Source organism: Rhizobium sp. AN6A (assembly GCF_900215635.1).
GTDB classification, from domain to species: domain Bacteria; phylum Pseudomonadota; class Alphaproteobacteria; order Rhizobiales; family Rhizobiaceae; genus Agrobacterium; species Agrobacterium tumefaciens.
Map to the genome: position 1 here is coordinate 275,332 of NZ_OCNC01000004.1, position 26,539 is coordinate 301,870.

Annotated in this window: 17 protein-coding genes and 2 pseudogenes; 9 read left to right on the plus strand and 10 right to left on the minus strand. The window is 58.6% G+C overall.

Going from position 1 to position 26,539, the window contains the following annotated elements; all coding sequences use genetic code 11:
- Nucleotides 1-100 precede the first annotated feature (100 nt).
- The 3 genes from rpoD to CRO62_RS13985 form a co-directional block, all read right to left on the minus strand.
- Nucleotides 101-2,155 (minus strand): RNA polymerase sigma factor RpoD, encoded by a 2,055-nt coding sequence (rpoD, locus tag CRO62_RS13970; protein ID WP_003513359.1) that lies wholly within the window; start codon nt 2,153-2,155, stop codon nt 101-103.
- 394 nt (nt 2,156-2,549) lie between these two features.
- The gene (gene dnaG, locus CRO62_RS13975) at nt 2,550-4,535 is read right to left on the minus strand and encodes a DNA primase (protein ID WP_097100632.1); all 1,986 of its coding nucleotides are present in this window, start codon (nt 4,533-4,535) and stop codon (nt 2,550-2,552) included.
- A 382-nt stretch (nt 4,536-4,917) separates the two neighbouring features.
- On the minus strand, nt 4,918-5,367 hold the full coding sequence (locus tag CRO62_RS13985) for a GatB/YqeY domain-containing protein (RefSeq protein WP_026330775.1): 450 nt from the start codon (nt 5,365-5,367) through the stop codon (nt 4,918-4,920).
- Between the two features lie 339 nt (nt 5,368-5,706).
- On the opposite strand from CRO62_RS13985, the gene carA reads away from it, so the two are divergent.
- Nucleotides 5,707-6,912: a glutamine-hydrolyzing carbamoyl-phosphate synthase small subunit gene (gene carA / locus CRO62_RS13990; protein ID WP_035198637.1), complete on the plus strand. Its 1,206-nt coding sequence runs from the start codon at nt 5,707-5,709 to the stop codon at nt 6,910-6,912.
- Between the two features lie 39 nt (nt 6,913-6,951).
- Here carA and CRO62_RS13995 read toward each other — a convergent pair whose 3' ends face one another.
- Complete coding sequence (locus tag CRO62_RS13995; RefSeq protein WP_097100634.1) at nt 6,952-8,349, minus strand: MATE family efflux transporter; 1,398 nt, start codon at nt 8,347-8,349, stop codon at nt 6,952-6,954.
- A gap of 329 nt (nt 8,350-8,678) precedes the next feature.
- Between CRO62_RS13995 and CRO62_RS14000 the strand changes: the two genes are divergently transcribed.
- Together CRO62_RS14000 and CRO62_RS14005 are read left to right on the plus strand one after the other, a co-directional pair.
- Complete coding sequence (locus tag CRO62_RS14000; RefSeq protein WP_097100635.1) at nt 8,679-10,769, plus strand: methyl-accepting chemotaxis protein; 2,091 nt, start codon at nt 8,679-8,681, stop codon at nt 10,767-10,769.
- Nucleotides 10,770-10,969: 200 nt separating this feature from the next.
- Nucleotides 10,970-11,449 (plus strand): DUF2938 domain-containing protein, encoded by a 480-nt coding sequence (locus CRO62_RS14005; protein WP_038491718.1) that lies wholly within the window; start codon nt 10,970-10,972, stop codon nt 11,447-11,449.
- Between the two features lie 40 nt (nt 11,450-11,489).
- Here CRO62_RS14005 and CRO62_RS14010 read toward each other — a convergent pair.
- Both CRO62_RS14010 and CRO62_RS14015 read right to left on the minus strand, forming a co-directional pair.
- Nucleotides 11,490-12,420 (minus strand): annotated as a pseudogene (locus CRO62_RS14010) (neutral zinc metallopeptidase).
- 95 nt (nt 12,421-12,515) lie between these two features.
- A complete protein-coding gene (locus tag CRO62_RS14015) occupies nt 12,516-13,004 on the minus strand; it encodes a DUF2306 domain-containing protein (protein WP_097100636.1) in 489 nt (162 codons plus the stop codon).
- Between the two features lie 93 nt (nt 13,005-13,097).
- On the opposite strand from CRO62_RS14015, the gene CRO62_RS14020 reads away from it, so the two are divergent.
- Together CRO62_RS14020 and carB are read left to right on the plus strand one after the other, a co-directional pair.
- Complete coding sequence (locus tag CRO62_RS14020; protein ID WP_179784525.1) at nt 13,098-13,919, plus strand: LytTR family DNA-binding domain-containing protein; 822 nt, start codon at nt 13,098-13,100, stop codon at nt 13,917-13,919.
- A gap of 156 nt (nt 13,920-14,075) precedes the next feature.
- The gene (gene carB / locus CRO62_RS14025; RefSeq protein WP_097103002.1) at nt 14,076-17,564 is read left to right on the plus strand and encodes a carbamoyl-phosphate synthase large subunit; all 3,489 of its coding nucleotides are present in this window, start codon (nt 14,076-14,078) and stop codon (nt 17,562-17,564) included.
- A gap of 83 nt (nt 17,565-17,647) precedes the next feature.
- On the opposite strand, the gene CRO62_RS14030 is transcribed toward carB, so the two are convergent.
- The 3 genes from CRO62_RS14030 to CRO62_RS14040 form a co-directional block, all read right to left on the minus strand.
- Nucleotides 17,648-18,787, minus strand: coding sequence for a GGDEF domain-containing protein (locus CRO62_RS14030; protein WP_097103004.1), 1,140 nt, complete (start codon nt 18,785-18,787; stop codon nt 17,648-17,650).
- A gap of 149 nt (nt 18,788-18,936) precedes the next feature.
- On the minus strand, nt 18,937-20,385 hold the full coding sequence (locus CRO62_RS14035; protein WP_097100637.1) for a UdgX family uracil-DNA binding protein: 1,449 nt from the start codon (nt 20,383-20,385) through the stop codon (nt 18,937-18,939).
- Complete coding sequence (locus tag CRO62_RS14040) at nt 20,385-21,617, minus strand: putative DNA modification/repair radical SAM protein (RefSeq protein ID WP_097100638.1); 1,233 nt, start codon at nt 21,615-21,617, stop codon at nt 20,385-20,387. The genes CRO62_RS14035 and CRO62_RS14040 overlap by 1 nt, the downstream gene beginning before the upstream one ends.
- Before the next feature lie 221 nt (nt 21,618-21,838).
- Between CRO62_RS14040 and greA the strand changes: the two genes are divergently transcribed.
- Entirely contained in the window at nt 21,839-22,315 is a 477-nt protein-coding gene (gene greA, locus CRO62_RS14045) for a transcription elongation factor GreA (RefSeq protein WP_003513396.1), read from the plus strand.
- Nucleotides 22,316-22,406: 91 nt separating this feature from the next.
- Nucleotides 22,407-23,462: a glycosyltransferase family 4 protein gene (locus CRO62_RS14050; protein ID WP_097100639.1), complete on the plus strand. Its 1,056-nt coding sequence runs from the start codon at nt 22,407-22,409 to the stop codon at nt 23,460-23,462.
- A gap of 31 nt (nt 23,463-23,493) precedes the next feature.
- On the opposite strand, the gene CRO62_RS14055 is transcribed toward CRO62_RS14050, so the two are convergent.
- A complete protein-coding gene (locus CRO62_RS14055) occupies nt 23,494-23,961 on the minus strand; it encodes an Lrp/AsnC family transcriptional regulator (RefSeq protein ID WP_003513401.1) in 468 nt (155 codons plus the stop codon).
- Between the two features lie 254 nt (nt 23,962-24,215).
- On the opposite strand from CRO62_RS14055, the pseudogene trxB reads away from it, so the two are divergent.
- A pseudogene (trxB, locus tag CRO62_RS14060) lies at nt 24,216-25,191 on the plus strand (thioredoxin-disulfide reductase).
- Between the two features lie 24 nt (nt 25,192-25,215).
- Nucleotides 25,216-26,112: a LysR family transcriptional regulator VtlR gene (locus CRO62_RS14065; protein ID WP_003513405.1), complete on the plus strand. Its 897-nt coding sequence runs from the start codon at nt 25,216-25,218 to the stop codon at nt 26,110-26,112.
- Nucleotides 26,113-26,539: the final 427 nt, after the last annotated feature.

Consider the following 26,539-nt stretch of genomic DNA (forward strand, 5'->3'; position numbering starts at 1 on the left):
GTTTTCACACATAAGGCTTGTCGCAGAGATCGCCAGTGCGGGAAACAAAAAACCCGGCCAGAGGTGACTGACCGGGTTCAATTTTAATGCAGGCAAAGGCTTAGCTGTCGAGGAAGCTTCTGAGCTTTCTGGAGCGGCTCGGATGCTTCAGCTTGCGCAGTGCCTTCGCCTCGATCTGACGAATACGTTCGCGCGTGACCGAGAACTGCTGGCCGACTTCTTCCAGCGTATGGTCGGTGTTCATGCCGATGCCGAAACGCATGCGCAGAACACGTTCTTCACGCGGCGTCAGCGAGGCGAGAACGCGGGTCGTCGTCTCGCGCAAGTTGGCCTGAATGGCGGCGTCGATCGGCAGCAGCGCGTTCTTGTCCTCGATGAAGTCGCCGAGATGCGAATCCTCTTCGTCACCCACAGGGGTTTCGAGCGAAATCGGCTCCTTGGCGATTTTCAGAACCTTGCGCACCTTTTCAAGCGGCATGGCCAGCTTTTCCGCCAGCTCTTCCGGGGTCGGCTCGCGGCCGATCTCGTGCAGCATCTGGCGCGAGGTGCGAACGATCTTGTTGATCGTCTCGATCATGTGCACCGGAATACGGATCGTGCGCGCCTGGTCGGCGATCGAACGGGTGATCGCCTGTCTGATCCACCATGTCGCATAGGTCGAGAACTTGTAACCACGGCGATATTCGAACTTGTCCACCGCCTTCATCAGGCCAATATTGCCTTCCTGAATGAGATCAAGGAACTGCAGGCCGCGGTTGGTGTATTTCTTGGCGATGGAGATCACGAGACGCAGGTTGGCCTCGACCATCTCCTTCTTGGCGATACGCGCTTCGCGCTCACCCTTCTGCACCATGGAAACGATACGGCGGAATTCGGCGATGGAAATACCGGTTTCCGTCGACAGATTCTGGATTTCCTGACGGATCTCGCGGATCGTGTTGCTTTCCTCGCGGGCGAATTCCTTCCAGCCGCGGGCGGCCAGATTGGCAATCGACTTCATCCAGTTCGGATCGAGTTCCGCACCGTGATACTGCTCGAGGAAGCTGTCGCGCTTGACGCCATAGGATTCGGCAAGGCGCAGCAGCCGGCCTTCGTTCTGCATCAGACGCTTGGAAATATCGTAAAGCTGCTCGACAAGGCTGTCGACACGGTTCTGGTTCAGCGACAGCGACTTCACAGCCGTGATCAACTGGTCCTTGAGGTCCTTGTAGCGGCGCTCCTGACCGGAGGACAGGGTTCCCGTGCAGGCAAGGCGAGCCTCGACCTGCTGGTCCTGAAGCTTGCGCAGCTTCTTGTAGGTGTCGGCAATGGTGTCGAGCGTTTCCATGACCTGCGGACGCAGCTCGGCTTCCATCGCGGCAAGCGAAAGGTTGGACTCGTCGTCGTCCTCTTCTTCCTCTTCCGGCGGCAGGCCATCGCCACCCACGTCAGTCACATCCTCGTCACCGGAGGGCGCACGCAGTCTGCGGGTCTTTTCCTTCTCTTCGGCGGCCTTGCGGTCCGCCTCGATCTTTTCCGGGCTCTGGAACTGCGGGGCAGCCTTGGCCTCCGGGCCGGAATAGGTGGTTTCGAGATCGATGATCTCGCGCAGAAGCGTCGTGCCTTCGTTGAGTTCGTCGCGCCAGATGATCAGCGCCTGGAACGTCAACGGGCTTTCGCAAAGGCCGGAGATCATCGTTTCGCGGCCGGCCTCGATGCGCTTGGCGATGGCGATTTCGCCTTCGCGCGACAGAAGCTCTACGGAACCCATTTCGCGCAGATACATGCGCACAGGATCGTCGGTACGGTCGGTCGGTTCTTTTTTCTTCGCGGTCGCAAGCGCGGTACCGCCGGAAGGTGCCAGTTCGCCGCCTTCGGACTCTTCGTTATCGGAATCGTCGCTTTCGGCTTCGCCCGGTGCTTCCTCGGCATCCTCGTCCTCGATAACGTTGATGCCCATATCGGACAGCATCGCCATCGTGTCTTCGATCTGCTCGGACGTCACTTCTTCGGACGGCAGGACGGAATTCAGCTCGTCCATCGTCACATAGCCGCGCTTCTTGGCGGCCTTGATCATCTTTTTGACCGCGTCATCCGAAAGATCGAGAAGCGGACCGTCCGTCGCACCGTCGCGTTCGTTTTCTGCTTCTTCGTTTTCTTTGACTTTGGTTGCCATCTATCTCGTCGCTTTCCCTGACGCTAACACCTGTTCCGCCGCATCGCCGTTCGCCTTGAGAGCATCCGGCTGATAACAGCGAATCACTGTCAGACACCTAACGGAGTGATCTTTAATTGCCGATTAACCACGGCAGCCTCAGGCAGAATGCAAAGACAGTGCACCCGAAAATGCTTGCTCATGCAATTTCTATCCGCCAAGGCTCATTCCACCTTACTATTCCTGAATTGGTGATTCCCGCTATTTCCCGTCCCGTCAAGCCTTTGAGGGCGAGACAGCCACGGAAATTCATAAAAAAGGCCGCATTTTGCGAGTTATCACCAGACTACCCCCTATTTAGGGCGCTTGCAGCAAAAGGCAACCCCACACGTCTTTCTATTCTTGGCCGCAGTCCTCAGCCATGGCCGACAGCCGGACCCTTTACCCGGCCGGACATGACGCCGAAACCATCGATGATCGCTTCCTGATTTTCCATTCGGCCGATTTCCAGCTGAACTTCGGCCAGCGCCCGCACCAGAAGCGTGCCGCGTTCGTCGTCCGTCGCCTCGCCGATTTCCCGTTCCAGCTCGCGCTTCTGCCAGAGCAGGGATTTCGTCCTCTTGTGCAGGGAAAGCGCCTGCACGTATCCCTCACGCGCATCTTCCAGCGCCGCCTGTTCCGTGGCCGTCCACAGACGCGCATTGCGCACCTGCTGGTCCATGGTTTTCAAAAGCACCTCGAAACCCTGCTGCGACAGGCGCTCGATCAGCCCTGCCCGCGAAATCTCGGCGGCACTTTCCGCAGCAAAGGTCAGCACAGTCGACCACAGGCGTTGCAGATCGCGGTTCTCGTAATCGATCGCGGCGATCTCGTCATATTCCTCAAGCAGCAGTTCGGGATGGTTGACGATTGTGATGGCGAGAACGCTTTCGCGAAGTGAAGGCTTGGTCTGGTGCCCCCTGACCAGACCCGATTGGGTAAGCCGGTCGGAAATGTTGCTGGCCGGCGCGGCCATGGCTCCACCCCGTCCGGAAGCGTTCCGCTGGAACCCGCGCCCATTGCCATGCTGGCCATCGCGGCGGAAATTTCCACCCTGCGAACCGCCCTGCTGAAAACGCGGCTGGAAAAAGGCATTCAGCCTGTCGCGCATATCCTGCTGGTAAAAACGCCGCACCGCCTCGTCGCCGATCACGGCAACGATCTGCCGCAGCCGGCTTTCAAGCTGGGCACGCTTTTCAGGCGTATCGAAAGTCACCGACGACGTCTCGCGGCTCCAGATCATCGCGGCGAGCGGTTTTGCCTCGGAAAGCACACGGTCAAAAGGCGCACGCCCCTCCAGCCGCACGAGATCATCAGGGTCTTTTCCGTCGGGCAAAAGCGCAAAGCTGACCGAACGATCCGGCTTGATATGCGGCAAGGCGAGATCGGCTGCACGGTTGGCGGCACGAATACCGGCGCCGTCGCCATCAAAGCAGAGGATCGGCTGCGGCGACATTTTCCACAGGAGATCAAGCTGGCTTTCCGTCAGCGCCGTGCCGAGCGGGGCGACAGCATTTTCGACACCCGCCTGATAAAGCGCAATGACATCCATATAACCTTCGACGGCAATGACGGTGCCGCCGGAAGCCTGCGAGGCACGCCGCGCGCGGGCGAAATTGTAGAGAACATTGCCCTTGTGAAAAAGCTCGGTCTCGTTGGAGTTCAGATATTTGGCCACCGCATCCGCCGCCATAGCGCGGCCGCCGAAAGCGATCACCTTTTCGCGCGACGACAGGATCGGGAACATGATGCGGTCGCGGAAGCGGTCATAGGAAACCGGCACGTTTTCATGCACCACCAGCCCGCAGGCTTCCATCTGTTCGCGCGCCACACCCTTGCTCGCCAGATGCTCCTTCAGCGCATTGCGGCTATCTGGCGCAAAACCGAGCCTGAATGTCTCGATGGTGCGCCCAGTCAGTCCGCGATCGCGCAGGTAAGCCCGCGCCCGCGCACCTAGCGCGGTCTGCAACTGATCCTGAAAGAACAGCGTCGCCATTTCCATGACGTCCTGCAACGAGGTGCGCTCGCGCTCCCGCTTCTCAGCCTGCGGATCGGGCTGCGGCATGGAGATGCCGGCCATGTCGGCGATCTGCTGAACGGCTTCGGGGAAACTCAACCCCTCGAGATCGGTGAGAAACCGGAAATGATCGCCGGAAACACCGCAACCGAAACAATGGTATCGCCCCTTGCGATCCTCGCAATGAAAACTCGGGCTTTTTTCGCCATGGAACGGGCAGCAGGCCCAATAATCGCCCCGCGGCGTATTGGTCTTCTTCTTATCCCAGGACACACGTCGGCCGATCACATCGGAGATGTTCACGCGGTCGCGTATCTCATCGAGAAAAGAATTGGAAAAGCGCATGGGTTACCTGTTCGAGGCCAGTCTTTCATATAAGCGCAGAAAGGGGTAAGTACCAAACCCAAAGAACCGGAATACCCGATATTCACAGGCCATCGCACTAAAACCGCATCGCCGCTGTCGCCCGCTTCGGGCAAATTTATGGCAGCGCATCATCACAAAAAATTATGTTTTTGTAATTTGAGCCAACCGTCGCCGAGGTATAAAACATATTCAAAGGCAGCGCCCGGACATTCGCATAAAGCTGCTGACGCCCGCAGGCACGTCCCCCGAAAAACGCCTGCGCGTGACCGCATTTTGATCCGCCGAAATGCGCCTTCGTCGGCAGCAAAAAGGCAGGGCAGCCATGGCTGCCCTGCCTTTACTTTTTCCGAACGGACGAAACCTACTTCAGCAAATCCTTGACGACGCCGGAGGCTTTCGCGAAGTCGATCTGGCCGGGATAACGCTCCTTGAGCGCATTCATGCATTTGCCCATGTCACGCAGGCCAGAGGCGCCGGTTTCGCTGATGACCGCCTGGCACAATTCGCGCACCTTTTCGGCCGGAATTTCTTCCGGCATGAATTCCTTGATGATGACGATTTCCTCGCGCTCCTGAGCGGCAAGCTCGGCGCGGCCGGCGCCATCATAGATGCTGGCGGACTCTTCCCGCTGCTTCACCATCTTGGTCAGGATCTGCATGATCTCGTCGTCGGTGACGGGGTCCTTGCCCACGCCGCGATTGGCAATATCGCGATCCTTGATGGCCGCCTGGATGAGACGCACGGTCGATGTACGCCGGGCGTCACGAGCCTTCAGCGCGTCTTTCAGAGTATTAGCGAACGTGTCGCGCATCATTTCTTCTTCTCCTTGGGAAAGTCCATTCCGCAGCTTCTCGACACGGAAACTTTCCACCTTATTTTTCGAAACGACATAACCGAGCAAACCCGCTCAAGCAAATCAAATACATAAGCCCTTGAATGTGCGAAGGTTTAATTCCGCGTAAATCTTGAGCCTGCGGTTGACCGTTTAAGCAGCTTTCGTTATTTTCCGGCACCTGCACGAGATTTTAACGAAGGGTCAAAACGCGAGTTTTTCGCGCGCCCCTTTATGTCACGAAGCCTGCGACAAAAAATGGCCCCTCTCCCCCTGCCTTTCAAGAGGCGGGGTGCGAAGCGGCAGAAACGGAACGAGATGACCGAGACAGCGCCCTGGACTACCCGCAAACCGACCGCAATGCTTGTTCTTGCCGATGGCACAGTGATCGAGGGAACGGGCATCGGCGCAACCGGCAAGGTACAGGCCGAAGTCTGCTTCAACACCGCGCTGACCGGTTACGAAGAAATCCTGACCGATCCGTCCTATCTCGGCCAGATCGTCACCTTCACCTTCCCGCACATCGGCAATGTCGGCACCAATGAGGAAGACATCGAAGACCTGACGCCTGCCGCCCGCCGCGGCGCAGTCGGCGTCATCTTCAAGGCCGACATCACCGACCCTTCGAACTTCCGCGCCGCCAAACATCTGGATGCCTGGCTGAAAGCCCGCGGCGTCATCGGCCTTTGCGGCATCGACACGCGCGCGCTGACGGCATGGATCCGCGAAAACGGCGCACCGAACGCGGTAATCGCCCATGATCCGAACGGCGTGTTCGACATCGAGGCGCTGAAGGCGGAAGCCAAGGCATGGAGCGGTCTCGTCGGCCTCGACCTCGCCATCGAAGCCACATCCGGCCAATCCTCCACCTGGACGGAAACGCCTTGGGTATGGAACGAGGGTTACGGCACGCTGAGTGAAGCCGATGCAAAGTACCATGTCGTCTGCGTGGATTTCGGCGTCAAGCGCAACATCCTGCGCCTCTTCGCCGGTCTCGACTGCAAGGTCACGGTGGTTCCGGCCCAGACGTCCGCCGAAGACATTCTGGCACTGAAGCCGGATGGCGTGTTCCTTTCCAACGGTCCGGGAGACCCGGCCGCGACAGGCGAATATGCCGTACCGGTCATTCAGAACCTCATCAATAGCGACCTGCCGATCTTCGGCATCTGCCTCGGCCACCAGATGCTTGGCCTGGCCGTCGGCGCCAAGACTGAAAAGATGCATCAGGGCCACCACGGCGCCAACCATCCGGTCAAGGATTTCACCACCGGCAAGGTGGAAATCGTGTCCATGAACCACGGTTTTGCGGTTGACGCCAAGTCGCTGCCTGATGGCGTCGAAGAAACCCACACGTCGCTGTTCGACGGCACCAATTGCGGCCTGCGCATCGTCGGCAAGCCGGTCTTCTCCGTCCAGCACCATCCGGAAGCATCGCCCGGCCCGCAGGACAGCCACTATCTCTTCCGCCGCTTCGTCAACCTGCTGCGCGAGAGACAAGGTGAGGCAGCGCTCGCCGAGCGCTGAGACATCTTCGGGAAATCAGGAAAAATATACGGCCCGCTTTCAGCGGGCCGTTTTCATTTCACGCTTCACCAGAATGACGAAACGTATAGTCAGGAGAACGGCCGCCGTCGAAAGGCCGATCACGAAACCGAACCAGACGCCACGTCCGCCAAAGCCGAGCGGAAAGGCCATGGTCCAGGCCAGCGCCAGCCCGATCGGCCAATAGGAAATCAGCGCCAGCATCGCCGGAATGCGCGCATCCTTCAATCCGCGCAGCAAGCCTGCTGTCACGGCCTGAATACCATCGACCAGCTGGAAGATGCCGGCGATCACAACGAGGCTGCTGGCATAGGCAAGCACTTCCGCCGCTTCCGGCAACTTCGCGTCAAGAAACCACTTCGCCAGAAATTCCGGAACAGCCGCAAACAGGATGCCGCCGCAAACTGCAATGCCGCAGGCAATCGCGTAAACCATGATGGCGGCGCGCACGAGGTTCCTGAAATCACTCTGACCGAACGCGACACCGACCCTCACGGTCGCCGCCTGCGACAGGCCGAGCGGGATCATGAAAGCGATGGAGGCAAGTTGCAGGGCGATGCCATGCGCCGCAAGCTGCACCGTGCCAATCTGTCCCATCAGGATCGAAGCGGCCGCAAACAGCGTCACTTCGGCAAGGATGGTGATGCTGATCGGCAGGCCGAGGCGCAACACTTCGAACAGCGCATGCCAGTCCGGCCGCCAGAAGCGCACGAACAGCTCGTATTTCCTGGTTTCCTCACGCGTCTGCACATAAGCGACGATGAAGACGAAGCTGAAGGCATTGACGATGACGGCAACGACGGCCGCGCCGTTCATGCCCATCACCGGCAATCCGAAATGGCCGAAGACCAGCGCATAGGCCATCAAACCGTTCATCACCAGCATGATGATGGTGACATACAGAATGATGCCCGCACGGCCGATGGCACTGACAAGCCCGCGCAGTACGTAAAAAAGCAGCGCCGGCAAAAGGCCGAACTTGGCGATGGCGAGATAATGGCCGGTCAGCGCCGCAACTTCGGGGTTTTGCCCGAGATAGACCAGAATACGCTCGGCATTGAAGAATATCGGCAAGGCGAGAATCCAGTACGCGATTGCCACCCACATGCCCATGCGCAGCGAGCGGCGGGCAGCCGTCGCATCGCCCTGCCCGTAAGCCTGCGCTACCATTGGCACCACGGCCACGGAAAATCCCGAGCCGAAAATGAAGACAACGAAGAAGAACTGCCCGGCCAGCACCATGGCCGCCAGCTTCTCAGCGCCGAGCTGACCGACGATGACCATATCTGTAGTGTGGATGCCAAGCTGCGCGAGCTGCGCACCGACAAGCGGAATTCCAAGCGCAAGCGTAGCCTTGAAATGCGAAAGCCACGACCCCGATCCGGAGGGAACGGTTTCTGCAACAACCGACGAAGACATTGTAATTCACCTGAATTTTGGCCATTGCCCGCGAATTGCGCAATGGCAGCAGGTGATGAATAAAATATTCCCTTGCTGCACGCAACCTTTGCCGATCAATGATCAAAATTTACGCAGAACGGCAATTTTACATCCACTTTGGCCGAAACGGCGTGACATAAAACAAATTTAGCCGAATTTTACCATTTCACTTTACGCATTAGAATATCGCGAAGTTCTTTCAAACCATAAGCTGCATGACGCAGAATATTCCCGCCATTGAGGCATGTCTTTCCCATTATTTTCCAAGATGAGCCGAATGGGCACATCTGGTTCCAAGGACGTGTAGCTTGCCCAAAAAAACCAATCTCATGACGCGCATTCTGTTTGCGGCGTCATCGCTTGTCGTCGCCGCTTTTGCCGGCTTTTCCTTCTATATCGACAGTCTTCAGCACCAGGTGACAACGGAAGCCGTGGCGGAAAATATCGATTCGTCCGGCAAGCAGGCAGCGCAAAGCATTGCCAACTGGCTGAACGGCCGCATCATGCTGACCGAAACGGTTGCGAAGACGCTCGCCAAGCTCCCAGATGACGACGCCAAGCTGCAGTTCCTCCAGAACGACGTGTTGACGGCTCAGTTCATGTCCACCTATTTCGGCAATGCCGAAAGCGGCAGTTTCACGACTTTCCCGAAATTGCCATTGCCGGAAGGCTATGACCCGCGCAAGCGCCCCTGGTATCTGGACGCCGTCAAGGCCGGCAAGCCAGTACTGACCGAGCCCTATAGCGATGCGTCGACCGGCGGCCTTATCATCACTGCCGCCATTCCCGTGTCCATCAACGGCAAGCTGGCCGGCGTGACGGGTAGCGACTTCTCGCTGGATTCGCTGGTAACGATGATCAAGTCGGTGGATGCGGGCAAGGACGGATACGCCTTCCTCGTCAGCAAGGACGGCAAGATCCTCATGCATCCCGATGCGAAATTCGTCGACAAGCCGCTGACCGATCTCTTCAAGGTTGATACACCGGCAATTTCTTCCGCGATTTCGCAAACCGAGATCGACGGCAAGGGCAAGATCACCAGCTTCATTCCCGTCGCCGGTCTGCCCTCGGTCGATTGGTATCTTGGTTTCGTTGTCGATTCCGACGTCGCCTACAGCGCGATCGGCCAATTTCGCCTCGCGGCAACCATCGCGACGATCCTTGCCGCTGCGATCATGATCGCCCTGCTGGCAACCGTTCTCAGCCGTTTCATTGTTCGCCCCGTCACGCAGATGACTGCTGCCATGGAAGGGCTTGCCGCCGGCAATCTCGATGTCGCCATTCCAGGCCAGGAGCGCAGCGACCAGATCGGCTCGATGGCTGCGGCGGTTGCCGTATTCAAATCGAACGCCACGGAACGTCTGCGTCTTGAAGGCGACGCCGAACAGAACCGCACACTTTCCGAACAGGAGCGCAACGACCGCGAGAGACTGGCGGCGAAAGACGCCGCCGACATCCAGTTCGCAGTCGATTCGCTGGCAAAGGGACTGACGCACCTATCGAACGGCGACCTCAACTACCGGATCGAGACGCCTTTCGTGACCCGCATCGACCGCTTGCGCGACGACTTCAACAACTCCGTCGCCAAGCTGAACGTTGCCTTGAGCACAGTCGGCCAGAATGCACGCGCAATCGATGCCGGTGCTGGAGAAATCCGCCAGTCTGCCGACGATCTGGCCAAGCGCACCGAGCAGCAGGCAGCCTCTGTCGAGGAGACTGCGGCAGCGCTTGAGGAAATAACGACGACGGTCAAGGATTCCGCCCGCCGTGCCGAAGAGGTAGGCCGTCTGGTCGACCGCACGCGCAACAATGCCGAGCAGTCCGGCATCATCGTCGAGGACGCTGTTCGCGCCATGGAAGGCATCGAAAAATCGTCGTCGGAGATCAGCAACATCATTGGCGTGATCGACGAAATCGCCTTCCAGACGAACCTGCTTGCGCTGAATGCCGGTGTGGAAGCCGCCCGCGCCGGTGAGGCAGGCAAGGGTTTTGCCGTCGTCGCACAGGAAGTGCGCGAGCTTGCCCAGCGCTCTGCAAATGCCGCGAAGGAGATCAAGACGCTGATCAACGCCTCAACATCGCAGGTGCAATCCGGTGTCGATCTCGTCGGCAATGCCGGCAAGGCGCTGGAAACCATCGTCCGCGAAGTCCAGGAGATCAACCGCCACATCGACGCCATCGTAACGTCGTCGCGCGAACAGTCCACCGGACTTCAGGAAATCAACACCGCCATCAACACCATCGATCAGGGCACCCAGCAGAATGCCGCCATGGTCGAAGAACAGACTGCGGCAAGTCACGGCCTCGCCTCGGAAGCGGCGGCGCTCAACGAATTGCTTGCGCAGTTCCAGCTCGCCACGGCAACACGGCGGCAGGCTGAATATGGGCGTGCTGCGTAGAGCGAGAATAGCTCACTGGTGAGACCATCGCACCGTTACCCCGGATCCAGTCCGGCATGACGGAGGAGACGTTTCAGTCTTGATTGTGGCCGGAGCAATCCGGCCACTTTTCTTGTCCGCCCCCAGCACACGAAAAACCCTGTTCACGCCACTCACACGATCAGCTAGAGCTTGATCGATCATGATTTGCGGAGGGATCTATGCTGGATTTGATTTGGCGCGGTATTGCCATGGGGGTGGGTGGCACCGTGTTTATGGATATATGGGCGATTGTGCTGCACCGGTTTTTCGGCCAGTCCGCCCCGAACTGGGCACCGGTCGGCCGCTGGTTCTGGCATGTGCCGAAGGGCCGGATATTCCACGATACTATCGCGACGGCCGCACCTTACGAGCATGAACTGGCGCTCGGCTGGGTCTCGCATTATGCCGTCGGCATTCTCTACGGCATCATTCTCGCCCTGATAGTACCGGCCTCGTGGTTTTCAGAGCCTTCCTTCATTCAGCCTTGGATCGTGGGCATCGTCACGGTCGGCGCGGGCTGGTTCCTGCTGCAACCTGGCCTCGGCATCGGCTGGGCGGCATCGAAGACACCGAACCCGAACAAGGTTCGCTTTCTCAACCTCGTTGCCCATACGATCTTCGCGCTTGGCATGTATGCCGTGGCGCTGTTGATGCGCTGAATAAAAAGGGGGCTGAAAAGCCCCCTCGTTCATTTAATTCTCAGATATTCGCCGAGAAGGTGTCGCAATCCTCGACGCGACCGTTCTGGAAGCCGCGCTTGAACCACTCCATGCGCTGCGCCGATGTGCCGTGGTTGAAACTGTCAGGCACCACATATCCCTGAGTCTGCTTCTGCAGGGTGTCGTCGCCGATCTGGTGAGCGGCGTTGAGCGCTTCCTCAAGGTCACCGGTTTCCAGAATGCCCTTCTGTTCGGTGAACTTGCCCCAGATACCGGCATAACAATCGGCCTGAAGCTCCACACGCACCGACATCTTGTTGGCGTCCACCTGGCTCATGGACTGGCGGCGGCGGTTGAACTCCGGCAGGACACCGGTCAGGTTCTGGACGTGGTGACCTACCTCATGCGCAATCACGTAAGCCTGCGCGAAATCGCCAGACGCGCCGAAACGCTTGTCTAGTTCACTGAAGAAACTGGTGTCGAGATAGACCTTGCGGTCACCAGGGCAATAGAACGGACCACTGGCCGCCGAAGCAGAACCGCAGGCAGACGCAACCTGCCCGGAAAACAGCACAAGGGTCGGTTTCTGATACGTCTCGCCGGCGGATTGGAAAATGCCGCTCCAGGTATCTTCGGTCTCAGCCAGCACGGTACGCACGAAAGCCGTCGTCTCGTCGGACGATTGGCCTTGCGGCCCGAGTGCCCGCCTGCTGGCCGGATTGCTGCGTGGTACCGCCGCCATCCAGTGAAATGTCACCGCCCGAAAGCAGCGTCAGCGGATTGATGCCGAGCACCCAGCTGATCAGCAGGATCAGCAGAAGACCGCCAATGCCGATGCCGCCGCCGCGGCGTCCGATCGGCACGCGCATTCCGCCACGCGAAAAAGGATCGTTGCCGGATGGCCCCGATCCCGCCGACATGCCGCGCCGATCCTCGATATTGTCCGACTGGCGGCGCCCTCTCCATTCCATGCTTTTCTCTCCGCAAACGTCGCCTCAACAGGCAACCTTATAACGGCACTATAATACATCTTGTTCCGGAAGAAAGCGGAGGTGGGCGCATTCGTTCAGGAGGCTCGCCGCCTTTGCCTGAAGACGGTCAGAGACAGCAGGGCAAACACGAACACGCCCGCGAAAAGCACCACAAGACCCGGCTGACTGTCACCGAAAGCAACCTCATGCATGATACGCCCCGGAACGAAGGTGAAACCGCCTGCGATGACGATACCGCCGAGATAAACACTCTGCATGATCCTCATATGGCGCCTGATTTCGCCCCTGCGCGCGAAAAGTACCGATTGCAGACAGCCATATATGGTGAAAAGCGATAAAAGATGGATCGGGCTGAAACCGTAAAACATCCTCAGTTCATGGATGAAGAAGGTCGAAACGGACGTCATGACCATCAGCGTCACCCAGATCTTGCCGAGTAGCCGGTGGATGGCGGTTCCTTTGCGGCGAAAGAAAATGAAGGCGCCTAGAATCGCGGCCGGAACAACGGTGGCGACATGGAATTGCACGGCAAGCGGTGCGTCTAGCAAAGGCTGGAGTGACATGATGAAGCGTTTTGACCCGGTTGAAATTACCGCTAACTTCGGCAAAACATGCGCGAAAGAAAAACGCATTGACGTCAACCGCAGGAAAACTTCGTGGATCACCTCTCTTTGCAGTCCACGCTTCGTGAAATACACGCCATCCTGCAATCGCGCAGACTGTGGCTGACCTTTCTTGCCATATTGGCGATCTTCATTCTGACCGGGCCTTTCGGGACAAGTGAGACCATGAGTTTCGCCGACCGGCTGCTTTACTGGACAATCGTTCAGGCTGGCGCATGGACGTTCGCCCTATCCTTTTCCATCGTCGCCAACACCATCCTTGCCGGCAGCATTGAAAATATGCTGACACGCATGATGATCGGCTCGCTGACGGCGGCCCTGCCCATAGGTCTGCTGCTTTCCATCATGAACCAAATCTTTTCCGGCAGGGAAATGGGTTTCGCCGCCTTTCTGAAAAGCAGCCTGTCGGCCCTGCCGCTCTGCGCCATCTTCTGCCTGCTGAGCTACCTCACGGCCTGCCAGTCACGCGCAACGACCGCGGATGCCGTTTCGGACGCCAATGGAGATGCCAAAGGTGAGGCAAAAACTACCGCGCCGCTGCTGGAGCGGCTGCCGCCGCAAAAGCGCGGAGAATTGCTGCGGCTGTCGGTGCAGGACCACTATACCGAAATCGTCACCACACGCGGCCATCAGCTCGTTCTGCTGCGTTTTGCCGATGCGCTGAAAGAAATAGGCCAGACGGAAGGCTTGCAGGTGCACCGTTCCCATTGGATTGCCATTTCCGACGTCGTCTCCTTGCGTAAACAGGCTGGCCGTCTGCACGTCATTACACGAGACGGCTCGGAAATACCCGTCAGCCGCTCCCATAGCGCGGCGGTGCAGGCCCGTTTCGCCGCGCATACACCGGCGGGTTAAGAGTTTCTGTCGATTCCGGAATTTATGGGGTTCCGTTCTCAAAAACATTTGCCTATAAGCCGCTTCTAGCCTGAAAACTTTGAATTGCGCGCCCCGGCCGGTGATCTTTCACCCTGGCTGGTGTTTTGCGCAACCAAAACGCGGAACGAGAGAGCCATGCCGAAGCGCCAAGATATCAAGTCCATCCTCATCATTGGCGCAGGACCGATCGTCATCGGCCAGGCATGTGAATTCGACTATTCCGGCACCCAGGCCTGCAAGGCGCTGAAGGAAGAGGGTTACCGGGTCATTCTGGTCAACTCCAACCCGGCCACAATCATGACCGATCCGGGCCTTGCCGACGCAACCTATGTCGAGCCGATCACCCCGGAAGTCGTTGCCAAGATCATCGCCAAGGAACGCCCGGACGCGCTGCTTCCCACCATGGGCGGCCAGACCGCGCTCAACACCGCGCTGTCCCTGAAGCGCATGGGCGTTCTCGACCGCTACAATGTGGAAATGATCGGCGCCAAGCCCGAAGCCATCGACATGGCCGAAGACCGCGCCCTCTTCCGCGAGGCCATGGCCCGCATCGGCCTCGAAACGCCGAAGTCCATGCTGGCCAACGCCACCGAAATCAAGGACGCCGACCGCAAGAAGCACGAAGCTGCCCGCGCCGAACTCAAGGCGAAGCTTTCCGGTGCGGAACTGGACAAGGCGCTGGACGATCTGGAAAACCAGTGGAACCTTGGCGAGACCGACCGCAAGCAGCGTTACATGGCGCACGCGATTGCAATTGCCGCCCAGGCGATCGACCATGTCGGCCTGCCCGCCATCATCCGCCCGTCCTTCACACTCGGCGGCACCGGCGGCGGCATTGCCTATAACCGCTCCGAATTCTTCGACATTGTCTCGGGCGGCCTCGACGCTTCGCCGACCACCGAGGTGCTGGTCGAAGAATCGGTTCTCGGCTGGAAGGAATATGAGATGGAAGTGGTCCGCGACACCGCGGACAATTGCATCATCATCTGCTCCATCGAAAACATCGATCCGATGGGCGTCCACACCGGCGATTCCATCACCGTTGCGCCAGCGCTGACGCTGACCGACAAGGAATACCAGATCATGCGCAACGCCTCGATTGCGGTGCTGCGTGAGATCGGCGTGGAAACCGGCGGCTCGAACGTGCAGTTCGCCGTCAACCCGAAAGACGGCCGCCTCGTCGTCATCGAAATGAACCCGCGCGTTTCGCGCTCGTCCGCTCTCGCCTCCAAGGCGACCGGCTTCCCGATCGCCAAGATCGCCGCCAAGCTCGCCATCGGCTATACGCTCGACGAGCTGGAAAACGATATCACCGGCGGCGCGACGCCTGCATCGTTCGAACCGTCGATCGACTACGTCGTCACCAAGATCCCGCGTTTCGCCTTCGAGAAGTTCCCGGGCGCCTCGCCGATCCTCACCACGGCCATGAAGTCGGTCGGTGAAGTCATGGCCATCGGCCGCACCTTCGCCGAATCGCTGCAGAAGGCGCTGCGTGGCATGGAAACCGGCCTCACCGGTCTCGATGAAATCGAAATCCCCGGCTTTGAAGAGGGCGAAGGCTCCAAGAACGCCATCCGCGCCGCCATCGGCACGCCGACGCCGGATCGCCTGCGCATGGTTGCCCAGGCGCTGCGCATGGGAATGACGGAAGAAGAAGTCCACGAAAACTCGAAGATCGACCCCTGGTTCATCGCCCAGTTCAAGGCAATTGTGGACATGGAAGCCCGTGTCCGTGAGCAAGGCCTCCCGCAGGACGCAGAGAACCTGCGCATGCTAAAAGCCATGGGCTTTTCCGACGCCCGCCTGGCAATTCTAACGGGCAAGCGCCCGAAGGAAGTGGCCGAGCTGCGCAACAGCCTCAATGTTCGCCCGGTCTTCAAGCGCATCGATACCTGCGCGGCAGAATTCGCCTCGCCCACCGCCTACATGTATTCGACCTATGAAATCCCCTTCGTCGGCGCCGCCCGCTCTGAAGCGCAGGTTTCCGACCGCAAGAAGGTCGTCATCCTCGGCGGCGGTCCGAACCGTATCGGCCAGGGCATCGAGTTCGATTATTGCTGCTGCCATGCTGCCTTCGCGCTGAAGGATGCAGGCTTCGAAGCGATCATGATCAACTGCAACCCGGAAACGGTTTCGACCGACTACGACACCTCCGACCGCCTCTATTTCGAACCGCTGACGGCCGAAGACGTGATCGAAATCATGCGCGCCGAACAGGAAAAGGGCGAGCTGGTCGGCGTCATCGTGCAGTTCGGCGGTCAGACGCCGCTGAAGCTGGCCGAAGCGCTGGAAAAGAACGGCATCCCGATCCTCGGCACCGCGCCTGACATGATCGACCTTGCCGAAGATCGCGACCGCTTCCAGAAGCTGCTGATGAAGCTTGACCTCGCCCAGCCGAACAACGGCATTGCCTATTCGGTTGAACAGGCGCGCCTCGTCGCTTCGGAAATCGGCTTCCCGCTGGTCGTGCGTCCGTCCTATGTTCTGGGTGGCCGCGCCATGCAGATCATCCATTCGGAAGGCCAGCTGCAGACCTATCTACTCGACACGGTTCCGGGCCTCGTGCCCGAGGATATCAAGCAGCGTTACCCGAACGACAAGACCGGCCAGATCAACACCCTGCTCGGCAAGAACCCGCTTCTGTTCGACAGCTACCTGACCAACGCCGTCGAAGTCGACGTCGATGCACTGTGTGACGGCGAAAGCGTCTTCGTGTCGGGCATCATGGAGCACATCGAAGAAGCCGGTATCCACTCGGGCGACTCGGCCTGCTCGCTGCCGTCCCGTTCGCTGAGCAAGGAAACGCTCGACGAATTGGAACGCCAGACGACGGCGCTTGCAAAGGCGCTCAACGTCGGTGGCCTGATGAACGTTCAATACGCGATCAAGGACGGCACGATCTACGTTCTCGAAGTCAACCCGCGCGCCTCGCGCACGGTGCCCTTCGTTGCAAAAACCATCGGTGCGCCGATCGCCAAGATTGCTGCCCGCGTCATGGCCGGCGAGAAGCTTGATGCGGCGATTGCCGCTTACGGCAAGAAACCCGACCCGCGCAACCTGAAGCACATCGCCGTCAAGGAAGCCGTTTTCCCGTTCGCCCGCTTCCCCGGCGTCGACATTCTGCTCGGACCGGAAATGCGCTCGACCGGCGAAGTCATCGGCCTCGACACCGATTTCGCACTCGCCTTCGCCAAGAGCCAGCTCGGCGCCGGCGTCGACCTGCCGCGCTCCGGCACCGTCTTCGTCTCGGTGCGCGACGACGACAAGGACCGCGTATTGCCCGCAATCCGTATTCTGGTCGAGAGCGGCTTCAGGGTACTGGCAACCGGCGGCACCCAGCGTTTCCTTGCTGAACAGGGCATCAACGCCGAGAAGATCAACAAGGTGCAGGAAGGTCGTCCGCATATCGAAGACGCCATCCGCAACCGGCAGGTACAGCTGGTCATCAACACCACCGACAGCAACAAGGCGATCTCCGACTCGAAGTCGCTGCGCCGCGCAACGCTGATGCAGAAAGTGCCCTACTACACCACGATGGCCGGTGCCGAAGCAGCAGCCCTTGCCATCAAGGCGCTGAAAGCCGGCAACCTCGAAGTGAAGCCCTTGCAGAGCTACTTCCTGTAAAACCAGCCGACAACGAAGATCATGGAAACGCCGCGGGTCATGCCTGCGGCGTTTTGCATTGTCTCACAAAAAGCTCAGAAACCTCACGCCGCCAGCGCTTCTCGCACGCAATTACGCCCATCTGTCTTGGCGCGGTAAAGGGCGCGATCCGCCATTTCCGCCAGGGTTTGCAGATCGCAGCGCATGTCGCCGCTGGTTGCGACGCCGATGCTGATCGTCACGCCGACACGCAAACCGCCGCAATCGACTTCGGTTATCGCAATCGCATCGCGAATGCGTTCTCCGATCATGGAAGCCTTTTGAACACCGGCACCCGGCAGGAAGATGATGAACTCCTCGCCACCGTAACGCGCCAGCACGTCACCACCGCGTATGCTGCCGCCGATACGCTTCGCCACTTCCTGAAGAACGCTGTCGCCGACGGCGTGGCCGAAGCGGTCGTTGATTGATTTGAAGTGGTCGATATCGAGCAGCATCGCCGCATCGGTGGGACCCGGCACCGCCGGCATGGCCTGGAAGAAAAAACGACGGTTCTTGACGCCCGTCAAAGGATCGGTGTTGGCGAGAACCAGCAATTTCCGCTCTGACCGCTCGGCTACCAGCATCATCACGAACAGCGCAATGGCGAAGTTCAACATGATGATCAAGAAAAACGCATTGACCAGATCGATGGTGGCGTATTGGGGCAAAAGCACGCTCTTTGCCACCGACAACGAAATCAGGCCGGAAATACCCGAAATCGCGCCCAGCGCGAAGCGGGACAGGAGTGGCTCCTTGCGCCACCGCGCAAAAAGCCCGCCCGCTCCCGCAAGATAGGCCAGAGCCGCACAACCGTTGAACAGGGCCGCACGATAAGCGTTATTGTCAGCCACCTGCTGTGCAAGGACAATTGCCAGCAAGGCAATGAAACAGACAGTTGACACTGTCCTCCTGCTGGCAGCACGTCCGTCGCTCAGGATTTTCAGGCCAAGCCAGATCAGCGCATAACCCACAATACCGAAGACGATGCTGCCGAATTGCCACAAGGCCGGAGACATTATTCCCCACTCGCCGTACCCAGCGAGCGTGGAGCCGGCAGCCATGGCTGCGAAGCCTGCTGCAAGAGATGTCGGGCCGCGCAAACCACGATTTGTGAGCTTCAGATATATAAAACTCAGCATTCCAACAATGTAAGAACACTTTTGCATCAGTATCACTGTTGCAAGATCTAGTTCGCCGAGCATCATACATCCACGCAATGAATAAATATAAATAGCTGAATTATAGTATCAAGTATAAAATTTCAATAAAAATAACCAATAAACAAAAATTTAATCATATCGATGAAGACATAGATTATCATCCAATATAACATAGCAATACACAAAACGGTCTATTCGAATAATCTTATAAAATCAATTTCATTCCTGAAATTTTGCATTTCCGCCTCCTTCTGCCGCGAGTCGGGAAGGCGAAGAAGATAGGAAGGGTGCACCGTGACAAAAAGCGTCCGCTCCTCCTGCATCGGAATCGGGCGACCCCGAACCTCGGAGACCTTTTCCTTTCCGCCCGTCAGCGCATAAAGCGCAGTTGCACCCATGGCAACGATAAGCTTCGGCCGTACCAGCTCGATTTCCTTGTTAAGCCACCAGCGGCATTGCTGCACCTCGCCCGCATCCGGTCGCTGGTGGATGCGCCGCTTGCCGCGGGCCTCGTATTTGAAGTGTTTGACGGCGTTGGTGACATAAAGCTTTTTGCGGTCAATACCGGTTTCAACCAACGTCCGGTCGAACAGCTGACCAGCCGGACCGACGAAAGGTTTTCCGGCAAGATCCTCGTGATCTCCCGGCTGTTCCCCGACGATCATCACTTTCGCATCTTCAGGTCCCATGCCGAACACTGTCTGCGTTGCCTTGCAATGCAGGGCGCAGCGGGTGCATTGGCCAGCCTCCCGCGCCAATGAAGCGAGCGTACCGTCCGGCGCCGGTGGCGGCTCTTCACGCGCCGAGGCCGCGGCCTGCAGGCGGTGATGGAATGGTTGCGGCTGGCTCGCAGCCTTTGCCGCCATCTCCAGCACCCGCGCCTCGGCACCGAGAACCAGACCCGGAATAAGTTCGGCTTCCGGTAGATTCTTCCAGTATTTCTTTGGCATCTCTGCCGTCATCGCTTTTATCTTAAGACGCGCCGGATTGAATATATTGGCATAATAGGTTCGCCACAGCTCGTCCGTTTCATCCGTCAGCTCAGGCTTGGACGCGGCCTGCCGCGATGTCTCCAGCACGTTTCCGTCCCACCGCGCGGAGCCGTTGGGTGTCGCGATCAGCCAGTCCATATCCGTGAACCGCCGCTGGAAAAACGGGGCCGTGCGCTCGACGATGAAGTGATCCGGCTCGAACCATGCGACGAAGCGCCGCCGCCCACCCTGCCCCTGCGGCAAGGATAATTCCTTGAAGCGAACAAAGGCCGTCATCTTGTGACAATCGCGACGGACCGATTTTTCAAGCTGCCGGGCTTCGGAAACATCCGCATCGGACTTGAACTGCAACAGGGCGCGATCCCGCTTCAGCCGCCACAGCAACCGGTAAAGCAGTGCGAAACGACCCGGATCGCTATGACAGATAATCGCTTGCGCCAAAGTCACGAAGGAGGCTGGAACGGACACCTGCACGTCATCCGCACGGGCCGCCGGCAAAGGCTCTCCGGCAAAATCGAGAAGCCCGGCTTTCTCATCCCGCAACCGCCAGTCAATCGCCTCCGGCGGCACATTGGCGGCGAGAGCCGCGCGCGCCGCATCACGCCACTCGCCGAAATCGCCCCGCCCTTCCAGAACCGGGCCGTACATCACAGCAGCGATAATTGTTCGGGCTGCGGAGCAAACATCGCTCGCAAATCCGGCCGTTCAGTCAGCTTGCCCGGCGTCCAGCCCTCGGCAACGATGAAGGCCTTCACCTTTTTGAGGGAAACGCCGAAGCGGGCAATATCCTCCAGCCGCAACCGGCGAAACCCGCGTGAAGACAGGATCGAGGCGACCGTCTTGGTACCGAAGCCGGGCACGCGCAGCAATATTTCGCGATCCGCCACGTTCACGTCCACTGGAAAACGGTCGCGATTTTTCAGCGCCCAGGCAAGCTTCGGATCTATATCGAGATCGAGCATTCCGTTACCGCCGATCGCGGTTATTTCACCAATGTCGAACCCATAAAAACGATAAAGCCAGTCGGCCTGATAAAGCCTGTGTTCCCGCATCAAAGGCGGCTTGATGAGCGGCAGGTTCTTCGACGAATCCGGAATGGGGCTGAAAGCCGAATAATAGACGCGCCGCAAACCATAGCTGCCATAAAGCCGGGCGCTCGTGGACAGAATGGTGCTGTCATCAGCCCCATCCGCGCCAACGATCATCTGCGTGCTCTGTCCGGCAGGCGCAAAACGTTTGGTCTTTCGCGTCCTGACAGTCGGCTCCCCCGCCTCCTCGATCTTCAGGCGGATATCAGCCATCGAGCGGCGAATATTGGCGGGCTGCTTTTCCGGTGCAAAACGGCTGACGCCGCTATCAGTCGGCAATTCGATGTTGATCGACAGCCGGTCGGCGTAAAGCCCCGCTTCCTCAATAAGCTTTGGCGATGCTTCGGGAATGGATTTCAGATGGATGTAGCCGCGAAAGCCATGCGTGACGCGCAGTTCCCGCGCCACCCGCACCATCTCTTCCATCGTATGATCGGACGAGCGGATAATGCCGGAAGAGAGAAACAGCCCCTCGATATAGTTGCGCCGATAGAACTCCAGCGTCAGCCACACCACCTCCTCGGCAGTAAACCGCGCCCGCTCGACATTGCTCGAAGAACGATTGATGCAATAGGCGCAATCATAGATACAGAAATTGGTGAGCAGTATCTTCAGGAGCGAAATGCAGCGCCCGTCCGGCGCATAGGCATGGCATATGCCTGACCCCTCTGTGGAGCCAAGTCCGCCGGATGCAGCAGAGCTGCGTTTCGTCGTGCCGCTGGAGGCACAGGACGCATCGTATTTGGCCGCATCGGAAAGAATGGCCAGCCGTTGCCTGATTGACTTCTTCATGGTTATGTTCACTATATGTTCTATTGAAAAATGTCAATCTCATCTGTTAAAGCCCTGAACGAATGCAAGAAAATGCCCGTCTCAAATTTGCTGGCATTTCGTTGTCGTCTTCTGATATAGTCGGCTTAGTTATGATTTTGGCATGGTTCCGGAGTTCCCCTCCGGAACCTGTTTCTTTTTGTGTCTGCAAGTAAAGCGACAGGACTGCGAAGGATAAAAAAATGGTAGAAAAAGTACCGATGACGCACGGTGGATTCATCAAGCTGCAGGAGGAGCTGCGCTTTCGCCAGCAGGAGGAGCGTCCCCGTATCATCGAGGCAATTGCGGAGGCGCGCGCCCATGGCGACCTTTCGGAAAATGCCGAATACCACGCTGCCAAGGAAGCCCAGAGCCATAACGAAGGCCGCATCACTGAACTCGAAGACTTGACCGCACGCGCGGAAGTCATCGACCTTTCCAAGATGTCCGGTTCCAAGATCAAGTTCGGCGCCACCGTCAAGCTGATCGACGAGGATAGCGACGAGGAAAGAATCTATCAGATCGTTGGCGACCAGGAAGCCGATGTGAAGGCTGGACGCATTTCCATTTCCTCGCCCATCGCCCGCGCCCTCATCGGCAAGGAAGTCGGTGACAGCATCGAAGTCAACGCACCGGGCGGCGCCAAGGGTTACGAGATTCTCGCCGTACAGTGGGGCTGATCTGCCCTTTCATGCAATGCGCCCCTCGGGCGCATTGCATCGATATCTTGAACTGAACATCCTGCCTTAGCCGCAAAGACGGAAGCCCATCTTGTCCCACGCCAGTCTGAAAGATGTGCAGGTGCTTGCGCCGAACTTCAAGCGCAGGCTCTCCGGCGTTACCTCCACCATCGTTCAGCTTATTCCGGTGCAAAACCGGCTGGGTCAGAAAGTGGCCGTAATCGGCCCGGGCCTGCCGCAGCATCTGCCACATGTGCGCTTCCGTGATCTGTGGCGGCTCTGGCAAAACGGCCCGCTCAGCGGTCCGCGCATCTGGCACGCCCGCCGCAATCTCGAAATGTTGCCGGGCATTCTCATGCGTGACGTGCTGCGCATGAAGGTGAAGCTGATGTTCACCTCGGCGGCGCAAAGGCGACATTCCGCCTATACCCGCTTTCTGATTTCAAAAATGGATGCGGTCGTCGCGACAAGCGGCCGCTCAGGCTCGTTTCTGGAAGTACCACACAGCGTCGTCATGCATGGCGTCGATACAGAACTGTTTCACCCCGCAACTGGCCCGGAGGATACGGTCGCTTCGACCGGCCTGCCGGGACAATATCTCATCGGATGTTTTGGACGGGTGCGCCACCAGAAGGGCACAGACCTTTTCGTGCGCGCCATGATCGAACTCCTGCCCGACTATCCCGAATGGACGGCCGTCGTTTCCGGCCGCGTGACCGCAGAGCACAAGGCCTTCGCCGACAAGCTCGTGGCCGATGTCGCAGCAGCCGGTCTTGCGGACCGCATCGCGTTTCAGGGCGAGGTGGACGACATCAAGCCCTGGTATCGGCGGCTGACCCTCTATGTCGCACCGTCACGCAACGAGGGATTTGGCCTGACGCCACTGGAAGCCATGGCGTCTGAGACGGCTGTCGTTGCCAGCAATGCCGGCGCCTATGAGGAAATGATCGTCAAGGGCGAGACCGGCATGGTCGTTGAGGCCGGCGACTACGCGTCCCTGCGGGATGCCATTAAAACCTATCTTGCCGATCCTGCTCTCGCCAGGGACCATGCCCGTGCCGGACTTGCGCATGTGCGCACTGCATTTCCGCTGGAAAAAGAGGCGACGAGCCTCGGCACGATCTACGACGCGTTGCGGCGCGGGTAAGCGCCGGCGCAATCACTCAAAGGTCCGCCGATCAGATTTCCACCAGACCGACGCGCTTGACCTGACGGATGGTGAGCATGGTGCGCACGGTGTCGACGTTTTCGTCCGCTGTCAGAACCTCGATGACGAAATCCTGAAACTCGGTCAGGTTTCTGGCGATGCAATGCAGAAGGAAATCACTTTCGCCGGATACCATCCAGGCCTGGCGCACCAGCGACCATCCGGCCGTCGCCGCTGCAAAGGCTTTCAGATTGCTGTCCGACTGGCGCTTGAGGCCGACCATGCAGAAGGCAACGAGATCGAAACCGAGCTTCGGCGCGTTCAACATGGCGTGATAACCCTCGATCACGTCAGCTTCTTCCAGCTTGCGGACACGCCTGAGGCACGGCGGCGCGGAAATACCGACCCGTTCGGCCAGCTCCACGTTGGTCATGCGCCCGTCGCGCTGCAATTCGCGCAGGATTTTCAGATCGATGGCATCGAGTTCGACGCTGGTCACGGAGAGGTTCCTCGTTAAGCCGGAGAACTTCCTTGTACTACCAGGCGCAGGATTCGCAACAATATGCCGCCGGCCGGTCACAAAATTGCGCGCGCATCCACAACTGCCTTGTTGGTAACGCAAGGCTGCCCTTGAATAAAGGCACTAGACAACCTTAAATACCGGACAACGAAGGGGTTGCGGCCTGTCCACCGTGCTGCGGCTGGAATGTTCTGCCGCCGAAAGGCCCCGCTACTTTAAAAAGGATTGTTTCCATGTCTGCCCGCCATACCAAGGTATTGATCATTGGCTCTGGTCCCGCCGGTTATACCGCGGCGATCTACGCGGGCCCGCGCAATGCTGAAACCCGTGCTGATTGCCGGCATGGAACAGGGTGGCCAGCTGATGATCACCACCGATGTCGAAAACTATCCGGGCTTTGCCGATCCGATCCAGGGCCCCTGGCTGATGGACCAGATGCTGAAGCAGGCGACGCATGTGGGTGCGGAAATCGTCAGCGACCTCGTGACCGAAGTCGAAACCAACACGCGCCCCTTCGTGGTCAAGACCGATTCCGGTCAGGTCTGGACCGCTGACACGCTGATCATCGCAACAGGCGCAAAGGCCAAGTGGCTCGGCATCGAGAGTGAGCAGCACTTTCAGGGCTTCGGCGTTTCCGCCTGCGCCACCTGCGACGGTTTCTTCTATCGCAACAAGGATGTGATCGTGGTTGGCGGCGGCAACTCTGCCGTGGAGGAAGCGCTCTATCTCGCCCATATCGCCAAGTCCGTAACCGTCGTGCACCGCCGTGACAGCTTCCGCTCGGAGAAAATCCTTCAGGAACGGCTTTTCGCCAAGGAAAACGTCAAGATCCTGTGGAACACCGAAATCGCCGAAATCACCGGCGCTCCCGCCAAGCCGCCCATGCCGCCCTCCGTCTCGGGTGTGCGGCTGCGTGACACCAAGACCGGTGTGATCAGCGACACGCCCATCGACGGCGTCTTCGTCGCCATCGGCCACGCGCCGGCCGTCGAACTGTTCAAGGGCAAGGTGAAGCTCAAGGACAATGGCTACATGTGGACCGCGCCCGATTCCACCGCTACCGACGTGGAAGGTATTTTCGCCGCCGGCGACGTTACCGACGACATATACCGTCAGGCCATCACCGCCGCCGGTATGGGCTGTATGGCCGCCCTCGAAGCAGAACGGTACCTCACCGCGCAGCAGCCGCTTGCGGTAGCAGCCGAATAACCGAAAGGCAGGATAGGCATGGCAATGCCATTGGACTGGGATAAACTGCGCATTTTTCATGCCGCAGCCGAAGCGGGGTCTTTTACCCACGCTGCCGACAAGCTGCATTTGTCCCAGTCGGCCATCAGCCGCCAGGTCAGCGCGCTGGAACAGGACGTTGGCGTGAAGCTGTTTCACCGCCACGCCAGAGGTCTCATCCTCACCGAGCAGGGCGAACTGCTGTATCGCACCGCCCATGACGTGTTGCTGAAGCTCGAAACCGTCAAGATGCAACTGACCGAAACGACGGAGAAGCCGAGCGGCAAGCTGCGCGTGACGACGACGGTTGGTCTCGGTCAGGGCTGGCTGACGGACAAGGTGCAGGAATTCCTGCAGCTCTATCCGGAAATGTCGATCCAGCTCATCCTCGACAATGAGGAGCTGGATGTGAACATGCGCCACGCCGATTGCGCCATCCGCCTGCGCCAGCCGCAACAGTCCGACCTTATCCAGCGCAAGCTGTTCACGGTTCACATGCACGTCTATGCGGCACCGTCCTACATCAACCGCCACGGCGAGCCGCAGTCGATCGAGGATCTGGACAACCACCGCATCATCTCCTTCGGCGAACCGGCACCCAACTATCTGCTTGATGTCAACTGGCTGGAAAATGCGGGACGCTCGTCGGACAACACCCGCATTCCGCATCTGCAGATCAACAGCCAGACCTCAATCAAGCGCGCCTGCCTGCTGGGAATAGGTATCGCCTGTTTGCCGGATTACATCGTCGGGCGCGATCCGGGATTGATTCAGTTGTCGCTTGCAGCCGATATTCCTTCGTTCGATACCTACTTCTGTTACCCGGACGAGATGAAAAACGCTGCAAAACTGAAAGCCTTCCGCGACTTCGTCGTTGCCAAGGCACGGAACTGGAACTTCTGACGTTTAAATAGGCCAGCGCCACAAAATATCATACTAATTCATGGGGTTGGCCTTCCCAAGATGGCGGCGCGCCAGACGCGCCGCACTTCAGCTTTGCACATAAATTATACCGGAAATATCCAGACCTGCATCGCACGCATGCCTGACCTGCACAAAAAAGAGTTGTTTCGTGCACAAAAAAGCACCATATCGCTCTCAGTTGATGCACACGGTGGCTTTTCCTCCCAGTTCCACCGCATCAGCTGTTCCCCTCTGGAGGTTTTTGACCTTCACACTTAAAGGGCCCTGGATTTATCCGGCGGCCCTCTTTTTTTACCCGCAAGAATTTTCTCCAATTTGGCGAAATATCGCATGATGCAACCTTGTTTTGCATTCTTGCCACTCCCATATTTCAATCAGCTGTCACGCCTGCCTATGCACGCGACAG